At 55.3% G+C, this 18,856-nt stretch carries 15 protein-coding genes; 3 read left to right on the plus strand and 12 right to left on the minus strand.

Features of this window, described 5'->3' with window-relative positions:
• Positions 1–72: 72 nt before the first annotated feature.
• From narI to EX31_RS09320, 4 genes are read right to left on the minus strand one after another with little or no spacing between them, the layout of a single operon-like run.
• Positions 73–753, minus strand: a complete 681-nt coding sequence (gene narI, locus EX31_RS09305; RefSeq protein ID WP_037034408.1) for a respiratory nitrate reductase subunit gamma — start codon at positions 751–753, stop codon at positions 73–75.
• Positions 750–1,472 carry a nitrate reductase molybdenum cofactor assembly chaperone gene (gene narJ / locus EX31_RS09310; protein ID WP_037034410.1) on the minus strand — a complete coding sequence of 241 codons (723 nt, stop codon included), beginning with the start codon at positions 1,470–1,472 and terminating at the stop codon, positions 750–752. Before narJ ends, narI begins: the two co-directional genes overlap by 4 nt.
• Positions 1,472–3,007, minus strand: a complete 1,536-nt coding sequence (narH, locus tag EX31_RS09315) for a nitrate reductase subunit beta (RefSeq protein WP_037034411.1) — start codon at positions 3,005–3,007, stop codon at positions 1,472–1,474. Before narH ends, narJ begins: the two co-directional genes overlap by 1 nt.
• Positions 3,004–6,768: a nitrate reductase subunit alpha gene (locus EX31_RS09320; RefSeq protein ID WP_037034412.1), complete on the minus strand. Its 3,765-nt coding sequence runs from the start codon at positions 6,766–6,768 to the stop codon at positions 3,004–3,006. The genes narH and EX31_RS09320 overlap by 4 nt, the downstream gene beginning before the upstream one ends.
• A gap of 385 nt (positions 6,769–7,153) precedes the next feature.
• Between EX31_RS09320 and EX31_RS09325 the strand changes: the two genes are divergently transcribed.
• Positions 7,154–8,173 carry a transporter gene (locus EX31_RS09325; RefSeq protein WP_013575750.1) on the plus strand — a complete coding sequence of 340 codons (1,020 nt, stop codon included), beginning with the start codon at positions 7,154–7,156 and terminating at the stop codon, positions 8,171–8,173.
• A 21-nt stretch (positions 8,174–8,194) separates the two neighbouring features.
• On the opposite strand, the gene EX31_RS09330 is transcribed toward EX31_RS09325, so the two are convergent.
• Positions 8,195–9,898, minus strand: coding sequence for a chloride channel protein (locus EX31_RS09330; RefSeq protein WP_037034413.1), 1,704 nt, complete (start codon positions 9,896–9,898; stop codon positions 8,195–8,197).
• A 413-nt stretch (positions 9,899–10,311) separates the two neighbouring features.
• Between EX31_RS09330 and EX31_RS09335 the strand changes: the two genes are divergently transcribed.
• Positions 10,312–10,626: a type II toxin-antitoxin system RelE/ParE family toxin gene (locus EX31_RS09335; RefSeq protein WP_013575753.1), complete on the plus strand. Its 315-nt coding sequence runs from the start codon at positions 10,312–10,314 to the stop codon at positions 10,624–10,626.
• A gap of 53 nt (positions 10,627–10,679) precedes the next feature.
• Positions 10,680–10,997: a HigA family addiction module antitoxin gene (locus tag EX31_RS09340; protein WP_015690029.1), complete on the plus strand. Its 318-nt coding sequence runs from the start codon at positions 10,680–10,682 to the stop codon at positions 10,995–10,997.
• Between the two features lie 114 nt (positions 10,998–11,111).
• On the opposite strand, the gene EX31_RS09345 is transcribed toward EX31_RS09340, so the two are convergent.
• From EX31_RS09345 to EX31_RS09375, 7 genes are all read right to left on the minus strand, one after another.
• Positions 11,112–12,689: an ABC transporter substrate-binding protein gene (locus tag EX31_RS09345; RefSeq protein WP_037034414.1), complete on the minus strand. Its 1,578-nt coding sequence runs from the start codon at positions 12,687–12,689 to the stop codon at positions 11,112–11,114.
• A 142-nt stretch (positions 12,690–12,831) separates the two neighbouring features.
• Entirely contained in the window at positions 12,832–13,509 is a 678-nt protein-coding gene (locus EX31_RS09350) for an ABC transporter ATP-binding protein (RefSeq protein WP_037034415.1), read from the minus strand.
• Positions 13,502–14,326, minus strand: coding sequence for an ABC transporter ATP-binding protein (locus EX31_RS09355; RefSeq protein ID WP_223509804.1), 825 nt, complete (start codon positions 14,324–14,326; stop codon positions 13,502–13,504). The genes EX31_RS09350 and EX31_RS09355 overlap by 8 nt, the downstream gene beginning before the upstream one ends.
• Before the next feature lie 49 nt (positions 14,327–14,375).
• A complete protein-coding gene (locus tag EX31_RS09360; protein ID WP_013575758.1) occupies positions 14,376–15,254 on the minus strand; it encodes an ABC transporter permease in 879 nt (292 codons plus the stop codon).
• A gap of 5 nt (positions 15,255–15,259) precedes the next feature.
• Positions 15,260–16,312, minus strand: coding sequence for an ABC transporter permease (locus EX31_RS09365; RefSeq protein WP_037034417.1), 1,053 nt, complete (start codon positions 16,310–16,312; stop codon positions 15,260–15,262).
• Positions 16,312–17,880 (minus strand): ABC transporter substrate-binding protein, encoded by a 1,569-nt coding sequence (locus EX31_RS09370; protein WP_013575760.1) that lies wholly within the window; start codon positions 17,878–17,880, stop codon positions 16,312–16,314. The genes EX31_RS09365 and EX31_RS09370 overlap by 1 nt, the downstream gene beginning before the upstream one ends.
• Before the next feature lie 285 nt (positions 17,881–18,165).
• Positions 18,166–18,855, minus strand: a complete 690-nt coding sequence (locus tag EX31_RS09375) for a gamma-glutamylcyclotransferase (protein ID WP_013575761.1) — start codon at positions 18,853–18,855, stop codon at positions 18,166–18,168.
• Between the last annotated feature and the right edge of the window lies 1 nt (position 18,856).

Genomic DNA, 18,856 nt, shown 5'->3' on the forward strand with positions numbered 1-18,856 from the left:
TAAAGATAAGGGCGCATAATAGCGCCCTTCGTTTTTATGTCAAAATTGCCAGATCACAATCATGCAGGTCAATCAGCGACGATTACGCACCAGCTGATAATGGCGGGTGAGATATTCCACTGGCGCGCTCCAGATATGCACCAGGCGGCAGAACGGGAACAGCAGGAATAGCGTCATCCCCAGCACCAGATGCACACGGAAGATAAACGCCACGCCATCCAGATGCGCTGCCGCACCGCCACGGAAGGTCACCACCGATTGCGCCCAGCCAACCAGTTTCATCATTTCACTGCCGTCCATATGCTGCGCGGAGAACGGGATGGTACTCAGCCCGAGGGCACATTGAACCACCAGCAGAATGATGATCATGATGTCACCAAAACTGGAGGTCGCCCGCACGCGCTCGTTGCTCAGACGACGCCACACCAGCATGCCGCCGCCGATCAGGGTCATCAGGCCACAGGCACCACCCGCCCACATTGCCATCTGCTGTTTCACCGGCACCGGCAGAAAGGATTCATACATCCAGTGCGGCGTCAGCATACCGAAGGCATGTCCTGCGAAAATACCGAGAATACCGACGTGGAACAAAGGCGAGGCGATACGCAGCGTTTTTTTCTCCAGCAACTGGCTGGAACCGGCGCGCCAGCTGTACTGGCCATAGTCGTAACGCAACCAGCTGCCGACCAGAAATACCGTGCCGCACAGGTAGGGATAGATATTGAAAAAGAAGGTGTTGAGGAAGTCGGTCATTTGCGTGGTTCCCCCGCAGGCATTTCATCAAGGTTCAGATACTGTGGTGCGACCGCACCAGCGAAACGTTTCTGGTGCGCAGTCTCATCGCCCGACGCACAACTTTGCTCGCCGAGGAACTTGATTTGCTCCTCTTCCCATACCGCATCCAGCGCGGCGGGTGTGTCATCACGGGCTTCCTGTCTGATGCCTTCGCGCACCGTTTCGGTCGCGATATCACTGCCGGACAGCGCCAGCAGCAGATCAAACAATTCAGCGTAATGACTGTCCCGCTCCTGCATACGGGCGCTGAGTAACGCCAGAATCGGTGCGATATCACGCAGCCCTTCCCGCACCTGATTTTCATCACGCGTGGTCAGGTATTCCAGATACAGTGGCAGGTAATCCGGCAGCTCGCGGCTGTCGATTTCCAGCCCGGCTTCACGGTATTGCCCCATCAGATCGACCATCGCCTGACCACGGTCACGGGATTCGCCGTGCACATGTTCAAACAACAGCAGCGAGGTGGCGCGACCACGATCGAACAAACCGGTATACGCCGATTGTGCATCCAGCAAATCCTGCTTACAGAACGCCGTGATATACAGCGCCAGATCAAGGCGCTGCGCCTGAGTCAGTTCCGGAGACTCTGCCACCGCTTCCAGCAGTTCCGGCTGGTGTTGCCACAATTCTTCGGACGGGTAATCAAGCAGTAAGCCTGTCAGTCGTAAACTGTTCATCAGCGGTTCCTTTCGGTTTTCGCGCCGATGTCGATGGCATCGATGCGCTTACTGTTGAACAGGTTGAATTTGCTGTCGCTGCCGTGGCAGCCGTCGCCGAAGCTGAAACCACAACCTTTGGCTTCCGGGAAGGCTTCACGCGCCTGTTCACGATGGCTGGATGGCACCACGAAACGATCTTCGTAGTTGGCAATCGCCAGATAGCGGTACATTTCTTCGGCCTGTGCCGCAGACAATCCGACCTGTTCCAGCGCGCTGGTGTCCGTTACGCCATCAACCGTTTCAGCACGTTTGAAATGACGCATCGCCAGCATACGTTTCAGGGCGCGCAGCACCGGTGCGGTGTCCCCTGCGGTCAGCAGGTTCGCCAGATATTCCACCGGAATACGCAGGCTTTCGACGTCCGGCAGCACGCCGCTGTGCGGTAACGCACCGGCATCGGCGGCAGACTGAATCGGAGACAGCGGCGGCACGTACCAGACCATCGGCAACGTGCGATATTCAGGATGCAGCGGCAGCGCCAGCTTCCATTCGATCGCCATTTTGTAGACCGGCGACTGACGCGCGGCGTCCATTACCGACAGCGGAATACCGTCTTTTTCGGCCTGCGCCATCACTTCAGGATCGTTCGGATCGAGGAAGATACTCATCTGGCTTTCGTACAGGTCTTTCTCGTTTTCAACCGACGCGGCTTCGCCGATACGGTCGGCGTCATACAACACCACGCCGAGATAGCGGATGCGGCCGACGCAGGTTTCGGAACACACCGTTGGCTGGCCCGCTTCGATGCGCGGATAACAGAAAATACATTTTTCTGACTTGCCGCTTTTCCAGTTGAAGTAGATTTTTTTGTACGGGCAGCCGGTCAGGCACATGCGCCAACCACGGCATTTGTCCTGGTCGATCAGTACGATGCCGTCTTCGCCACGTTTGTAGATCGCCCCGCTCGGACAGGTCGCCACACACGCCGGGTTCAGGCAGTGTTCGCACAGACGTGGCAGGTAGGCCATAAAGGTGTTTTCGAATTCGCCGTACATTTCTTTCTGCATGTTGGCGAAGTTCTGATCGGCAGAACGTTTGCTGAACTCAGTGCCCAGATCGTCTTCCCAGTTCGGGCCGCCGGTAATTTTCTTCATGCGTTTGCCGGTCAGCAGCGAGCGCGGACGCGCCACTGGCTGATGTTTACCGTCTTTCGCGGTGTGCAGATGCTGATAATCAAAATCAAACGGTTCGTAATAATCATCGATTTCCGGCATGTGCGGGTTGGCGAAGATTTTATGCAGCAGGTTGGCTTTGTTGCCCATACGCGGCTGCAGTTTGCCGTTGATTTTGCGGATCCAGCCGCCCTTCCATTTTTCCTGGTTTTCCCAGTCGTGCGGATAACCCAGACCCGGTTTGGTTTCCACGTTATTGAACCACGCGTATTCCATCCCTTCGCGGCTGGTCCAGACGTTTTTACAGGTTACGGAACAGGTGTGGCAGCCAATGCATTTGTCGAGATTCAGCACCATGCCGACTTGTGAACGAATTTTCATTTGGCTTTCTCCTGTTGCACGGCGTCCTGCACGTAGTCATTGCCTTCATCGTCTAACCAGTCGATGCGGTTCATTTTGCGCACAATCACAAATTCATCGCGGTTAGAACCGACCGTGCCGTAGTAGTTGAAGCCGTAGGCCAGTTGCGCGTAACCGCCGATCATGTGAGTCGGTTTCGGGCAAACACGGGTGACGGAGTTGTGAATACCACCGCGCTGCTGGCTGATTTCGGATCCCGGAATATTCACGATGCGTTCCTGTGCGTGATACATCATGGTCATCCCCGCCGGTACACGCTGGCTGACCACCGCACGGGCGCTCAGTGAGCCGTTGGCGTTAAACGCTTCGATCCAGTCGTTGTCCTCGATACCCAGTTTTGTCGCATCGTCTTCACTCAGCCAGACAATCGGACCGCCGCGACCTAAGGTCAGCATCAGCAGGTTGTCGCTGTAGGTGGAGTGAATACCCCATTTCTGGTGCGGCGTCAGGAAGTTCAGTGCCATTTCCGGATTACCGTTCGGCTTCGCATTCAGCAACGGTTGCGCCGCGCGGGTGTCGATTGGCGGACGGTACACCAGCAGGCTTTCACCGAAGGCGCGCATCCACGCGTGATCCTGATAAATCTGCTGACGGCCGGACAGCGTGCGCCATGGAATCAACTCGTGCACGTTGGTGTAACAGGCGTTGTAAGAAACGTGTTCATCTTCCAGACCAGACCATGTCGGGCTGGAGATAATTTTGCGCGGCTGCGCCTGAATATCGCGGAAGCGGATTTTCTCGTCTTCTTTATTCAGCGCCAGATGCGTGTGGTCGCGGCCGGTATTCTGGCTCAGCGCAGCCCAGGCTTTCACCGCCACCTGACCGTTGGTTTCCGGCGCCAGCGTCAGGATGACTTCTGCCGCATCAATCGCGGTGTTGATCATCGGCTGGCCTTTCGCCGCGCCATCCGCTTTGGTGTAGTTCAGTTTTTTCAGCAAATCGACTTCGCTGTCGGTATTCCAGCTAATGCCTTTACCGCCGTTACCGAGTTTTTCCAGCAACGGACCGACGGAAGTGAAACGCTCATAGGTGTTCGGATAATCGCGTTCAACGGCCATCAGATGCGGGGCGGTGCGCCCCGGGATCAGCTCACATTCACCTTTTTTCCAGTCTTCCACACCAAACGGCTGCGCCAGTTCAGCGGCGGAATCATGCTGGATAGGCAACGTCACCATATCGGTTTCGACACCCAGATGGCCGACGCATACGCGGGAGAATTCTTTGGCGATACCTTTGTAGATTTCCCAGTCACTTTTTGAATCCCAGGCCGGATCAACAGCCGCGGACAGCGGATGAATAAACGGATGCATATCCGAGGTATTCATGTCGTCTTTTTCGTACCAGGTGGCGGTTGGCAGCACGATGTCGGAATACAGACAGGTGCTGGACATACGGAAATCAAGCGTCACCACCAGATCCAGTTTGCCTTCGCCGCCCTGCGCCTGCCATTCGACTTCTTCCGGCATCACGCCGCCCTGAATGCCTAAATCATCACCCTGAATACCGTGTTCAGTGCCCAGCAGATACTTCAGCATGTACTCGTGGCCTTTACCGGAAGAACCCAGCAGATTGGAGCGCCAGATGAACAGGTTGCGCGGGAAGTTTTGCGGATTGTCCGGCTGTTCAGCCGCGAAACGCACGCTGCCGTCTTTCAGGGCTGCCACGGTGAAATCTGCCGGCGATAAACCGGCGGCCTTTGCCTGTTGTGCAATGTGCAGCGGGTTAACGTTGAGCTGCGGCGCAGACGGCAGCCAGCCCATACGCTCGGCGCGCACGTTGTAGTCGATCATGCTGCCGGTGAATTTGGATTTATCCGCCAGCGGCGACAACAACTCCTGCGGCGCGACGGTTTCGTAACGCCACTGGCTGGAATGGTTATAGAAGAACGAGGTGCTGTTCATCTGGCGGGGTGGACGCTGCCAGTCCAGACCAAACGCCAGCGGCTGCCAGCCGGTTTGCGGACGCAGTTTTTCCTGCCCGACATAGTGTGCCCAGCCACCACCACTCTGACCGACGCAACCGCAGAAGATCAGCATGTTGATCAGGCCGCGGTAGTTCATGTCGAGGTGATACCAGTGGTTCATCCCGGCACCGACGATAATCATCGAACGGCCATGGGTTTTGTTGGCGTTATCGGCAAATTCGTGCGCGATGCGCCCGATGTTTTGCTGAGAAACACCCGTGATTTTTTCCGCCCAGGCTGGCGTGTAGGCTTTGATTTCGTCATAGCCTTGCGCGCAGTTTTCGTCATTCAGACCGCGCTCAATGCCGTAGTTCGCCAGTGTCAGGTCGTAAACACTGGCCACCAGACCGGTACTGCCATCTGCCAGTTGCAGGCGTTTGACCGGCAATTTGTGCATCAGAATTTCATCCAGCGCCACGCTGTTGAAATGCTCACTGACCGCGCCGCCAAAATACGGATAGCCAACATTCACGACCTCATCATGATCATCAAGCAGGCTCAGCTTCAGGCTGACGTCTTTACCGTCTTGCCCCTCGCGGGATTCCAGATTCCACTTGCCTTTTTCACCCCAGCGGTAACCGATCGAACCCAACGGCGAGACCAGTTCGCCGGTGTTTTCGTCGAAGGCGATGGTTTTCCACTGCGGGTTATTTTCCTGACCAAGATTGTCCACCAGATCAGAGGCACGCAACATACGCCCTGCCGCATAAGAACCGTCTTCACGCGGTTCAAGCATCACCAGCATCGGCATATCGGTGTAACGGCGCACGTAGTCAGTGAAATACTGACTTGGATTGTCGATGTGGAAGGATTTGAGGATCACATGGCCCATTGCCAGCGCCAGCGCGCTGTCGGTACCTTGTTTCGGTGCCAGCCACTGGTCACAAATCTTGGCGATTTCAGCGTAATCCGGCGTAATCGCGACGGTTTTGGTGCCTTTGTAACGCACTTCGGTAAAGAAGTGGGCATCCGGCGTACGGGTCTGCGGAACGTTAGAGCCCCAGGCGATAATATATGAAGAGTTGTACCAGTCAGCGGATTCAGGGACATCCGTCTGCTCGCCCCACGTCTGCGGAGAAGCCGGTGGCAAATCGCAATACCAGTCGTAGAAACTCAGACAAACGCCGCCGATCAAAGAAAGATAACGCGCGCCGGAAGCGTAAGACACCATCGACATCGCCGGAATTGGCGAGAAACCGATAATACGGTCCGGGCCGAAGGTTTTGGCGGTATACACGTTGGAGGCGGCGATCAGCTCATTCACTTCCTGCCAGCTTGAACGCACAAAACCACCGCGACCGCGTGCCGCTTTGTATTCTTTGGCTTTTTCCGGTTGATTCACAATCGAGCCCCAGGCATCGACCGGATCGCTGTAATTCAGTTTGGCCTCGCGCCATAACTGGATCAGCTTTTTGCGCATCAGCGGATATTTCAGGCGGTTAGCACTGTAGAGATACCAGGAATAACTGGCACCACGCGGACAGCCGCGCGGTTCGTGGTTTGGCAAGTCCGGACGGGTGCGCGGATAATCAGTTTGCTGAGTTTCCCAGGTCACCAGACCGTTTTTGACGTAAATCTTCCAGCTACATGAACCGGTGCAGTTCACACCATGCGTGGAACGGACCACTTTGTCATGCTGCCAGCGGCTGCGGTAACCATCTTCCCAGTCGCGATTGGTATTCAGCGTCTGGCCGTGGCCGTCAGCAAAAGGTTCAGCTAGCTGTTTGAAATAGCGAAACCGGTCAAGAAACTTGCTCATCCGGAACTCTCCTGTGCAAAGGCTTATTTGCGCTTTGTCATTATGTGAATGGCGGGGAATACAACTACATTGCTCAATATGGGCTCAGGGTATGCACGCGCGGGAGCCTTCTACTTGATTGCGATCAACGCCTTTGCGTCATGTATTTATTTACATAACGCCAGATACTCCCAAAGAGGTACAAATTTAAACGGAGTTAAGCTTATGATTTATTGGCCATAATTTCGTAAATAAAACAAAAAGGAGGGAGTGACGTCATCTGACGGAAAATTGGGGGTAAGGCTGTTTGAATGTGACAGTATTGTGAAATTAGACGGGAGGTTATTGTATTTACGCCGATGTCTGGCGTAATGGTGCCACCTGCTTTGGTCACCAGAAATCCGACATGCCGACAGAAAAACCCGCCGTACTCAATTTCAACGATGAAGTCACCGGAATGATTTACGGCTTCGTTTTTCGTCCAAACCGCCCTGCCGAGCGTGTTTCTTCACAACAGGTTCAGGAAGCCTGGCAGCAGATTTGCCACGACAAAGGATTCGTCTGGATCCACGTCAATCTCAATCATGCCATGTCAGAAAAATGGCTGAAAAAGCATTTTGGCGTCGGCGAGGTGTTTTTCGAGGAAATCCGCGAAGGCTCGCGCAGCACGCGCATTGAACGGCTCGATGACACGCTGCTGGCGGTGCTCAACGATGTGATTTTTCGCCCGGATGAAACCAGTGATGAAGCTTCGACGCTGTGGCTCAGTTGCCATCAGCAACTGGTGGTCACGGCACGCCATAAACCGGTCAGGCTGATCGAGCAATTATTCAAACGACTGGAGCACCTGAACATCAGCACGCCCACCGCGCTGCTGGTGCATCTTTTAGAAGAACAGGAAGATTTACTGGAACACATTGTGCGTCGGGCCAATCAGTACGTGGACACCATCGAAGAGCGACTCCTGAGCCATCACGTGAAAAAGAACCGCGCCGATCTGGGGCGTCTGCGCCGGATGCTGCTGCGGTTTCAGCGTTTACTGGCACCGGAACCGACTGCGCTTTTCCGCCTGCTGAACCGCCCTCCTACCTGGATAGCTCCCGCTGTGGTCCAGGATTTACGGCAGTTTGCCGAGGAATTTTCTGTGGTGCTCAATGACCTTATCGCGCTGACCGAACGCATCCGGTTATTGCAGGAAGAAATCACCTCACGCCAGATGGAGCAAAGCAACCGCACGCTGTATGTGCTGACCGTGATCACCGTGCTGGCGCTGCCGATCAATATTGTGGCCGGTTTCTTTGGCATGAACGTCGGGGGCATTCCGCTCGCCAGCAACCATCACGGTTTTATTTTGCTGGTGATGATTGTCGGCGTGTTTACCCTGCTGGCGGGCTGGTATGCATTAAGGCATCGCGACGACGGCTGATGGCCGCTACCCGCACAACAACTACAGGAAATCTTTGGCTTTATTCAGCAGCGAGGCTTTGGTGATCACCCCCAGCAGACGGCGGGATTCAGCGTTTTCCAGCACCGGTAAACGTTCAAGCGGCGAATTGCTGAACATCGCCCACGCCTGTTCGTAACTGGCCTGCTGGAAAATCGTCGTGAATTCCTGCTCGATAAACGGGCCAATCGGGCTGCCGGATTTCACGCTGCCATCGATAAGCCCTGCTGCCACCACATTGGTCGGCACCACGCCGAGAAAACGTTCCTCCCTGTCCACCACGTACACATATCGCGTGCGCTGTTTCAGCCCTTCGCTGACCACTTCAGACAGCGAGGCATCAACATACATTTTCGAACATGGCGAAATCAGTGACGCCACCGTACTGTATTCAAAGGCATTTTTCGCCGCGAACCGGGCATTATGACGTGTCAGCACCGGATACGTGCCACCGACTTTCAGGCGTGAGGCCACGACATAAGAAATCGCCGTCGCCAGCATCAGCGGGAACAGCAGCGAACTGTTGAGGGTCATTTCAAACGCCATCATGATCGACATCAGCGGCGCATGACTGGTCGCCGCCAGCAATGCGCTCATGCCGATCGCGGCATATAAACCGACCGGACCGGGATCGAACCCCAGCCATTGCAGGAAAGTACACACCAGCGCCCCGCCCGCCGCACCAATCAGTAACGACGGCGTAAACAACCCGCCGACCGCACCGGACCCGATGGTGATCGCTGTGGCGACAATTTTCAGGATCAGCAGCACCAGTAACGACGTCTGTAAATCGCCGTTATTGAGGATTAAATCAATCACCTCAAAACCGTTACCCAGCACCAGCGGCGAAATCATTGCCACCAGTCCGACGCCCAGCCCGCCGAGCCCCAGGCGCAGCGCGGGATGCGAGATGGGTTTCATCCACTGACGGACTTTATCGATTGATGAGATGAATAGCGGCCCGAGAATCCCCGTCGCCATGCCGATAATCAGCACGGTGAAAATCGCGCCGAAAGACGGGCTGAAAGAGGCGGAAGAATACAGATACAGTGGCGCGTAATCGGTCAGAGAACGGACAGTAAGCACCGCGACCGACGCCGAGATAAACAACGGGATCAGGCGCTGAACTGCGGTCACACCAAAGGCGATTTCCGCCACAAACAGCGCGCCGGCAAACGGGGCATGATACACCGCCGCCAGTCCGCCCGCGGCGGCCATGGCGATAATATCTGACTGATGTACACCTTTGAAACGCGAAAAACGCCCGAGCAGACTGCCGCTCAGTGCGGATAACTGCACCATTGCCCCTTCGCGACCGATTGAACCACCGCTGGCAATACTGGCAAGCGACGACAGGCCGCGCAGCACGGTACTGACCACCGGAATGCCCGGCAGACGCTGATCGATAACATCCAGATAATCCGGCATTTTGCCGTGCTTGTTTTCGTAGCGCAGCGCCAGGATCAGGATAAAACCGGCAATGACGCCGCCGGCTGTGGTGATCAGCGGCCAGACAATTTTGGGATATTCATTGAAAGCTTTGGTGATGTCGCTGCCATCGGTGAACATCAGGCCGTTAATACCCGAAATCGCCCCGCGAAAAGCGATTGTCACCAGCGCGGCAATAATCCCGGCGGGAATGGCGATCAGCAGGTTAATCAGATCACTCTTTTGCAGGACGTCAGGGTTGAAAGCTTTCAGGCTCATAAGATCTCAGTGGTCGAAAACAGTGACAGGCAGAATACCGATGGAAATCATTATCATGCTCATCAGCCCGACGCAACCCGGGACGTGGCTTAAAATCGAAAATTGTTGTCCCCCGCCTGTGCCGCCGCCACGGTGAAAAAGCGCGGTCACTACGCTGCCAATGCAGCGTAAACATTCTGCGCGCTTTGCCGCACTTATTCAGTCCCCTCTGTCGGACGATGCAAATTCTCTGGAAAACATCCTGCAAAATCCTAAACAACCGCTTTCGCTAAATGCATGAAGCATTAAAGTCACGTTCGTTCCCGGGAGAACAACCCCTATACAACGGCAAAAGACTCTGTTAATTTATGCACCGAAGCACAGTGCAACAAGGCTTCGGTGCCCCACCTTAAAAATCAGGATGGGTTCATCTCATGAACGATATGCTCAGGATAAGCAGTTTCCGCGATCAATGGCTGGAAGACTTTTTCCACTTCGCCACTCCCCATCGCAAAATACCCTGGACGCTGGCAACTGCTCTGGAAAGGAAGCTGGATATGATCAATGCCGCAATGGATTATCGCGATTTACTCTGGCCCCCGGGCAATCGCTATGAAGATCTGGCCCCCCCGTTAAAGGGATTTTCATCGATCAGGGTGAATGAGCAGTACCGTCTGATTTTTTACTGGCGGGAAGGAAAAGCACATGGCCTGTATTTAGATCCCCACGGTTACAGGAGTTACCGGTAATTATGAGCATATTCGCTTTGATGTTAATGAAGACATACCAGAAGGAACATCGTATGGCTGTGACCACACGTAAACCCGCTACTGTTGGTGATATTTTACTTTACGAATTTCTCGAGCCTGCAGGCCTGCGGATCAACGATCTCGCCGACATGCTGAATGTTCACCGCAATACCATCAGCGCGCTGGTGAATAACAACCGCAAACTGACCGTTGATATTGCCTTCCGGCTGGCAAAGACATTTGAGACCTCTGTCGAGTTTTGGTTAAACCTGCAAACCAATGTCGATATTTGGGAAGTGCGCAATAACCCGCGCCTGATGGATGACATTAACAAAGTCGCCCATCTGAAAGATTTTATGAAAAAGTCATGAAAATCCTGCAGCAGACAAGCCTCAATGGCGCAATCAAGACCCTGCTGACAGGAGCGACCCCGAGTCCGGTGGCCCGGGGTCATGACTTGAGAAGAAGGGATGATAAAGCCCCTCTTATTCCTTACTCACGGTATCCAGATACAACTGGCTCCCCGCCACATTCTGGCTCGCACCTTTCACGTTATCGCGGATGGCCACCAGCAACTTGCTTTGCAACGCCACCACAAAGGGTGAGTTTTTCTGCAATTCACGCTGCAAATCTGCATACAGCGCCTTGCGTTTGGTCGGGTCAGATTCCGCCGCCGCTGCGCGGGTTTGTTTGCTGATTTCCGGGATCACCCACTGAATACGCTGCGCCAGTGTTTTCGGGCCGTTCGGCACGTTATAGGCAAAGGTACTGGCGTTGGTGTTCGGGTCGAGGTAATCCGCACCCCAGTAAGTGAAGATCGACTGGAATTTATGCGCGCGCATGCGGGTCAGCACATCGCTTTCCACCAGCGGATGCACCACTAAATTGATATCGGCTTTGGCAAAGCTGGCCTGCAACGCCTGCGCGATATCGGAATAAGGTGGCTGGTTAATCACGATTAAATCGATTTTAGTCCCCGGTGCAATGCCGCCTTTGCTGAGAATGGCTTTGGCTTTCGCGACGTCGTATTTGAACGGCTGATCGTCAATGGCTCCGGCTAAACCGTCCGGCAGGAAAGTCTGATGAATGCCGTACTGGCCTTTGAGCAGATCAGTTGAAATACCCTGGTAATCTACCAGCCAGCGGGCAGCCTCCCAGAGTGCGGGATTCGCCAGCGCCGGTTGGGTGGTATCGCCGACGTTAAACGCCAGATAGAACACTTTCGCCGCCGGGAACTGGGCGACATGTACACCCTTTTCTTTTTGCAGCGAGCTGAACTGATCCGCGCCTAAATCGTATGCCACGTCAGCATCACCATTAAGTACCAGCAGACGGCGGGTAGAAGGATCACCGACATTTTTAAAGAGGACGTTTTCCAGCTTCGCCAGCGGTTTGGCATTCGGGTTACGTTTGAAGATTAGCGCTTCGTGAGGCACATAGTTACGCACTTCAAAGGCACCGCTGCCTGCTGAACGTGAACGCAGCCAGCTGTTGCCGAAATCGTTCTGATCGACATGTTCTTTCAACAGCTTGCTGTCAACAATGCCTGCCACCGGCGCGGATAAAATGCTCAGCACCAGACCACTGCCGATATCCGCAGGCCAGCTCAGTTGCACTTTATCGTCCGACAGTTTTTTCAGATTGCCGTCGACATTTTCTGGTGTCCAGCCCAGTTCGCCGAGAATAAACGACGGGCTTTTATTGAGTTTGACCACGCGACTAAAGGAATAAATCACGTCGTCAGCGGTCAGCGGATTGCCGCTGGCAAACTTCTGCCCCGGCTTAAGGGTGAAAATCAGGCTGTGCGCATCAGGCCCTGGCTGCCAGCTGGCGGCGGCGTCCGGGTCGAGTTGATCGGGATGCTGACGGTTTGAAACCACCAGTTGCTGATACAGGTTAACCAGATTGCCGGAACTGACGGTTTCAAAACTCTCCGCCGGATCCAGGCTGATAATACCTTCGAGCGAACCGGCTACCACCAGCGTATCCGCAGGTGTCGCCGCATCCACACGGGTTGCCGCCATCATGAGCAGAAATAACAGGGAAGGAACACGTACTTTCATTGAGGTCGATCTCCACAGGTGAAAAGACAGTTTTTCCGAGTGTAGAGGTGCAGCGGCAAGGCCCGAACAATGAAATAAAGCTTTGTTATTTAATAAATTAGATTAAGCATTTTCCAGTTCCCTCCCCTGCGAAGGGGAAGGACTACATCAAGACGTAACCCTTCGCCATATGCACCGCACGATCACACATATGGTCAATCACATCCGCATCGTGGCTGACCAGAATCATGGTCAGGTCGCTGCTGGCTTTCAGGTCGTTGAGTAAATTGAGAATTTCCGCCTGTACAGACATATCGAGGGCAGACGTCGGTTCATCAAGCAGCAGCAGTTTCGGTTTGAGCAGGAGTGCGCGGACAATTGCCACGCGCTGACGCTGGCCACCGGAAAGCTGATGCGGATAGCGGTTCATCAGCGCCGGATCCAGCCCGACCTGGCGAAAACCTTCGGCAATTTTCTGTTCAATATCCTGCTCTTTGAGGATTTTCAGCGGCTCTGCCAGCGTGCGCAGCAGCTTGTGTTTCGGGTGCAGCGAGGCATAAGGGTCCTGAAAAACCATCTGCACGTCGCGGCGCAGGCTACCGGTAAAAGGTTTACCGGGTTTCACCTGATGATCAAGCAACGTCAGGCTGCCGTCCCAGTGTCCGTTCAGGCCCGCCAGCACCCACAGCAGCGAGGATTTACCGCAACCGGACGGCCCGACCAGCCCGAAGCATTCGCGTTTGTTGATAGTCAGGTTGACGTTATGTACCACCGTGCGGGTTTCGTAACCCTGACGATGCGACACGCTCAGCTGATGCAGTTCAGCGATAATCTCACTCATGGCGCGGCTCCTGTTTTAAAGAGGCCAGCAGCGCGCGATCCAGCACCGGCAGGCGTTCACCGTGGGTAAATTTGCTCGGACGGCATGACCAGAGTGTATGCGTATAAGGATGTGTAGCGTTCGCCAGCTGATCGGCTGCAAGCTCATCGAGCAGTTCGCCTTTGTACATCACCAGCACACGTTCACAATAGCGGGCGACCTGTTGCAGGTCGTGGCTGATGAGGATCAGCCCCATATTTCGCTGTTCGACTAAACGCTCAATCAGCCCCAGAACCTGCTCACGCATGTCGAAATCCAGCGCGGAAGTGGGTTCGTCGGCAATCAGCCATTGCGGGTCGTTGATCAGTGCAATCGCCAGCATCACGCGCTGCCCCATCCCGCCGGAAAGTTGATGCGGATACTGTTGTTGCAGGAAAGCCGGATTCGGCAGACCGACCGCATTCAGCATCTCGGTGACCTTTTCCTGACGCTCCTTGCGGCCAAGACGGGTGTGCAGACGCAGCGGTTCTTCCACCTGTTTGCCGATTTTTTGCGTCGGATTCAGCGCATGTTTCGGATCCTGCATGACCATCGATACGCGGTTACCGCGAAGCGTGCTCCACTCACGTTCTTTGAGTGTGGTCAGATCGTTATCACCCAGCGTCAGCTGTGACGCACGCAGCTTGCACGGATGTGGCAGCAACCCCATCAGCGCGCGGGCGGTCAGGGATTTGCCAGATCCGGACTCGCCGACCAGCGCCACACGTTCCTGTCCGACACTGAATGACAGGGATTTCACCAGTTCCAGCGGACGTTCACCCGGCAGGTAAATGGTCATATCTTTCGCGACCAGTTGGTCGCTATTTGATTTGTCTTTATATAAAAAGTCAGTTGCCATGTCGTGGATCCATTTTGTCACGCAGGCCATCGCCCAGCAGATTGAAAGCCAGGCTGGCGAAAAGAATCGCCCCGCCCGGTGCAGCGGCGACCCACCACTGATCGAAAATGACTTTGCTGCCTTCGGCAACCATCGAGCCCCATTCAGCCGTCGGTGGCTGAATGCCCATGCCGAGAAAGCCCAGACCGGCAGAGGCCAGAATGATGCCGCCGAGGCTGAGCGCCGCCCGCACCACGGCGCTGGGCAGGCACAGCGGCAAAATGTGGCCGAACATCAGTCGCAACCCGCCGATGCCCTGCATCCGTGCCGCCGCCAGATAATCGCTGCGGCGAAGTGCCAGTGTCTCGGCCCTCGCCTGTCGTGCAAACGGCGGCCAGCTGGTGAAAGCCAGAGCCAGTGCACCGTTCATCAGGCCGGGGCCGAGAATAGCCACCAGCGCCAGCGCCATGACCAGACTGGGCAGGGACATCACAATATCGGTCAGTCGCATCACAATGCGTTCATACCAGCCACCGATGTAACCGGCGCTGATACCGATCAGCAGGCCAACCGGAATGGTCAGTACCAGGATCAGTGACACCAGCAACAGCGTCGGGCGCGCGCCATACACCACACGCGAGAGCAAATCACGGCCAAAACCGTCGGTGCCCAGCCAGTGGGTTTCCGATGGCGGCAGCAGACGCAGCTCGATGTGTTGAATGTTCGGGTCAAACGGCGCCAGCCACGGTGCGAGCAGCGCGGTCAGTACCAGAATAGCGACCAGCACCAGCCCCACGGAAAACGTGGTGATGCGCCGGGCCGGTTTCCAGACGGAGGTTTCGGCTTCGGCCTCAACCTGCGTGGGTTGTTCAGGGATCATTTGAGTCATAGAAACTACCGGGTTCGCGGATCGAGCAGATAAGTAAGGGCGTCAGCCAGCGCATTAAGCAGCACAAAACAGGTGCCGATCAGCAGCGTAGCGCCAAGAATTGCAGGGGTATCCGCGGCGAACAGCGCGGTGGTCAGATAACGTCCAACGCCCGGCCAGGCAAATACCGTTTCCGTCAGCACCGCCCCTTCCAGCAGGCTGGCGTAGGAAAGCGTCAGCACGGTGATCAGCGTGCCGAGCACATTCGGGAAAACGTGACACAGCAATACACGTACCCTGCCCGCGCCTTTCGAGCGCGCCAGAATCACATATTCTTTGTTCATTTCGCCGAGCATCGACGCACGCAGAAGGCGCGTAATGCCCGCCATCGACAACATCGCCAGCACCGTTACCGGCAACCATAAGTGGCTGATGGCGTTGTAGAACATTTCACGGTCGCCGGAAAGCCAGGTATCAATCAGCACAAAACCGGTGCGCGGCGTCATGGTGTACATATACAGGTCATCAAGCCGTCCCGGCCCGCCCGCCCAGTGCAGTACCGCGTAAAACAGCAAAAGGCCGAGCAGGCTCAGCCAGAAAATCGGTACAGAATAACCGAGCAGCGACACCATTCTCGCAACGTTATCCAGCCAGCTTCCCGGTTTCCACACCGCCAGCAGCGCCAGCAGAATGCCGAGTGTGCCGCCAAGCAGGATCGCACAGGTCGCCAGTTCGACCGTTGCCGGGAAGGTGCGCATCAAATCGCTGGCGACCGGCTGCGCGGTGATGCGGGAGATACCCATATCGCCGTGCGCCAGACTTTCCAGATAACGGACAAACTGCACCGGCACCGACTGATCGAGACCTAAATCGCGGCGCACCTGCGCATAGGTGGCTTCGCTGGCGTGATCGCCCGCCACCTGCAATGTCGGGTCAATCGGGGCGAGATGGGAAAGCGTAAAAGTAAACGCCAGCAGGCCGAGCAATGTCAGCGCCAGCGAAATCACGCCAGTCAGCAAACGGCCTGACCAGCGCCAACCCTGCCGGACGAATCCGGCGGGTGTTGAACTGTCTGTCATTACTTGGTGACCTTGCTGTAGAAGACCATGTCAGGGTTGATGCCCTGCACGTAACCTTTGATGTTGTCGCGTACGGCAATCAGGCTTTTCGCTTGCAGGCCAATCACGAACGGTGAGTTTTTCTGTACTTCCAGTTGCAACTGACGGTAATCCGCCACGCGTTTGGCCTGATCCGGTTCCGCAATCGCGGCCAGCGTCAGTTTATTGAGCGCCGGAATGGACCAGTTCGCCCGCCATGCCAGCGTTTTGCTGCCATCTTCCGGGTTGAAAGCAAACGCCGAAGCGTTAGTGTTCGGGTCAAAGTAATCCGGTCCCCACGAAGACATATACGCATCGTAATTGTGTGATTTCACTTTGGTGGAGATCTGCGAGCTTAAACCCGGATCCAGTTTCACCGTTACGCCGCCCTGCGCGAAGCTGGCCTGCAACGCCTGGGCGATGTCCAGATACGGCGGCTGATTGGCGGTAGACAGCGTGAAGCTGACGTTGGTCAGCCCGGCTTTTGCCAGAATCGCTTTGGCTTTCGCCGGATCATAGGTGTATGGCGTGTCATTCAGCGCGCCCAGATAACCTTCCGGCAGGAAGGCCTGATGCACCTGGAACTGATCTTTCATCAGGTCGTGCGCAATGTGGTTGTAATCGAACAGGTAACGGGCCGCTTCCCAGAACGCAGGATTACCCAACGCCGGAGAAGCTTTGGCGTTGAACTGCATGAAGTACAGCGAGGCATACGGGATCGCCAGAGGCTTAACGCCTTTTTTGCCGGCGAGTGCGGCCATCTGGTCAGAACCGAGATTACGCGCCATATCGGCATCCCCCTGCTCGATCAGCAAGCGGCGTGCGGCAGGATCCGGGACGTTTTTGATCAGAATGGTTTTCAGCTTCGGCGCGCCTTCCGGCGAAGTCGGATTCGCAGACAAAATCACCACTTCATGCGGAATGTAGTTGCGGATCTGATACGGGCCGGAACCGGCAGAATGGTTGCTCAGCCACTGATGACCCAGGTCGTCAGCAGTGGCGTTAGCTTTCACCAGTTTGCTGTCAACGATAGAAGATACCGGCGCCGACAGCAGGCTCAACACGAATGACGGGCTGACATCGGCGGTCCAGCTGACTTTCACGTGCTGGTCATCGATTTTAGTCAGGAAGGTATCGACATTTTTATCGGTCCAGCCCAGTTGCGTCAGAATGAACGAAGGTTCGAGATTCAGCTTCACCACACGCGATAACGAGAAAATCACATCATCGGCTGTCAGCGGATTGCCGCTGGCAAAGGTGGCTTTCGGAGACAACGTGAAGGTCAGGCTGCGGTTATCTTTGCCTGTTTCCCAGGAGGCCGCCAGCGTCGGTTTTAAATCGATCGGGTTGTTCGGGTCAGACTGCACCAGACGCTGATAAATATTATTGAAAGCCTGAACCGTGGTCAGTTCGAAGCCCTGCGCCGGATCAAAACTGGAGGTGTCATCAATGGATTGCGCGATAACCAAAGTATCCGGCGGCGTGGCAGCCTGCGCAGAGAAAGTAGCCGCAATAGCCGTAAACAGGACGGACGGTAATAAAGCTTTCATCAGGTCAGACTCTCCAAAGTAGCGAAATTGCTAAAGTTTTGTTGAGTGTAAAGTTTCTTCAACCTACCAGAAAGTCTGATAAATACTATCGTTATGCGAATTTTGCATAACGTTATCTGATTGGTTATTAAAGCGTCGGAATGCGGTCTGGCGGGGGATTGTTACTGTACAAACCACAGGGAAATACCCGCTGAAGGGATGTGGGAATGAATAGCACGTAAACCAGGGGGGTGTTAAGGGAAGCGGGCTGCACGGAAGGACACGCACAGCCCGGAGATGCGGGTCTTAGCTCAGCCCCGGCACATCAAAACCGGGAGAAACGGACAACAGCATTCGTACCTGTTTGACCAGTTCACTCATGCAGTCATCACGCATGCCGTAGTTGTTCAGCTCTTTTTCCAGGGCAAACAGATATTGTGCATTGGTTCCGAGCGGGCCGCTGGCCTGCGCAATCAGTGGCGCGATAACCTGATAATCGGTATCGGCCTCATATTGCGGGTGCGAGGGATCCATAATGAACACCAGCGCCGTCACCTTGCGGCCATCGTCGAGATTCAGTTCGCACCAGGTCGGACGATAACAGCCGGTCAGCATTTCACGCTTCCACAGCAATTCGAGTTCATCGAGAAGTGTGTCTTCCGGCAGACGGAACGCCAGACCGGTGGTTTTTCCGCCATCCCGCAGCGCCAGCATGCGGCCAGGTTGCGCATGAGTGCCACGCCCGGAGGTCAGGCGTAAACAGAAGGCACGATGATAACCGTGCAATGTGGCGGGTCGCGCCTCTTCCGAGTCAAAAACCGGGTTCCACATCAGTGAACCGTAACCAAAAATCCAGACCGGGCTGTTGTCGGGGCGACGCGCCAGCGTGCAGCTCAGAGAGGCTGCGCGCTGTTCAGGGGTCAGTAGCATCGACTCATCAATGCTGCCGAATGCTGTTTTGCAATCTGCGTTACGCAGGAAATCTCGAGTTAACATT

Origin of the sequence: Rahnella sp. WP5 (assembly GCF_000745615.1) — a bacterium.
GTDB classification, from domain to species: Bacteria; Pseudomonadota; Gammaproteobacteria; order Enterobacterales; family Enterobacteriaceae; genus Rahnella; species Rahnella aceris.

What these genes read in the sequence shown, in the direction of transcription:
- EX31_RS09355 (WP_223509804.1), bottom strand. Translation starts at nt 14,326, where the DNA reads ATGACCATTTACCTGCCGGGTGAACGTCCGCTGGAACTGGTGAAATCC.
- EX31_RS09340 (WP_015690029.1), top strand. Translation starts at nt 10,680, where the DNA reads ATGGCTGTGACCACACGTAAACCCGCTACTGTTGGTGATATTTTACTT.
- EX31_RS09325 (WP_013575750.1), top strand. Translation starts at nt 7,154, where the DNA reads ATGCCGACAGAAAAACCCGCCGTACTCAATTTCAACGATGAAGTCACC.
- EX31_RS09375 (WP_013575761.1), bottom strand. Translation starts at nt 18,855, where the DNA reads ATGTTAACTCGAGATTTCCTGCGTAACGCAGATTGCAAAACAGCATTC.
- EX31_RS09335 (WP_013575753.1), top strand. Translation starts at nt 10,312, where the DNA reads ATGAACGATATGCTCAGGATAAGCAGTTTCCGCGATCAATGGCTGGAA.
- narI (WP_037034408.1), bottom strand. Translation starts at nt 753, where the DNA reads ATGACCGACTTCCTCAACACCTTCTTTTTCAATATCTATCCCTACCTG.
- EX31_RS09360 (WP_013575758.1), bottom strand. Translation starts at nt 15,254, where the DNA reads ATGACTCAAATGATCCCTGAACAACCCACGCAGGTTGAGGCCGAAGCC.
- EX31_RS09350 (WP_037034415.1), bottom strand. Translation starts at nt 13,509, where the DNA reads ATGAGTGAGATTATCGCTGAACTGCATCAGCTGAGCGTGTCGCATCGT.
- EX31_RS09320 (WP_037034412.1), bottom strand. Translation starts at nt 6,768, where the DNA reads ATGAGCAAGTTTCTTGACCGGTTTCGCTATTTCAAACAGCTAGCTGAA.
- EX31_RS09370 (WP_013575760.1), bottom strand. Translation starts at nt 17,880, where the DNA reads ATGAAAGCTTTATTACCGTCCGTCCTGTTTACGGCTATTGCGGCTACT.
- EX31_RS09330 (WP_037034413.1), bottom strand. Translation starts at nt 9,898, where the DNA reads ATGAGCCTGAAAGCTTTCAACCCTGACGTCCTGCAAAAGAGTGATCTG.
- EX31_RS09365 (WP_037034417.1), bottom strand. Translation starts at nt 16,312, where the DNA reads ATGACAGACAGTTCAACACCCGCCGGATTCGTCCGGCAGGGTTGGCGC.
- EX31_RS09345 (WP_037034414.1), bottom strand. Translation starts at nt 12,689, where the DNA reads ATGAAAGTACGTGTTCCTTCCCTGTTATTTCTGCTCATGATGGCGGCA.
- narJ (WP_037034410.1), bottom strand. Translation starts at nt 1,472, where the DNA reads ATGAACAGTTTACGACTGACAGGCTTACTGCTTGATTACCCGTCCGAA.
- narH (WP_037034411.1), bottom strand. Translation starts at nt 3,007, where the DNA reads ATGAAAATTCGTTCACAAGTCGGCATGGTGCTGAATCTCGACAAATGC.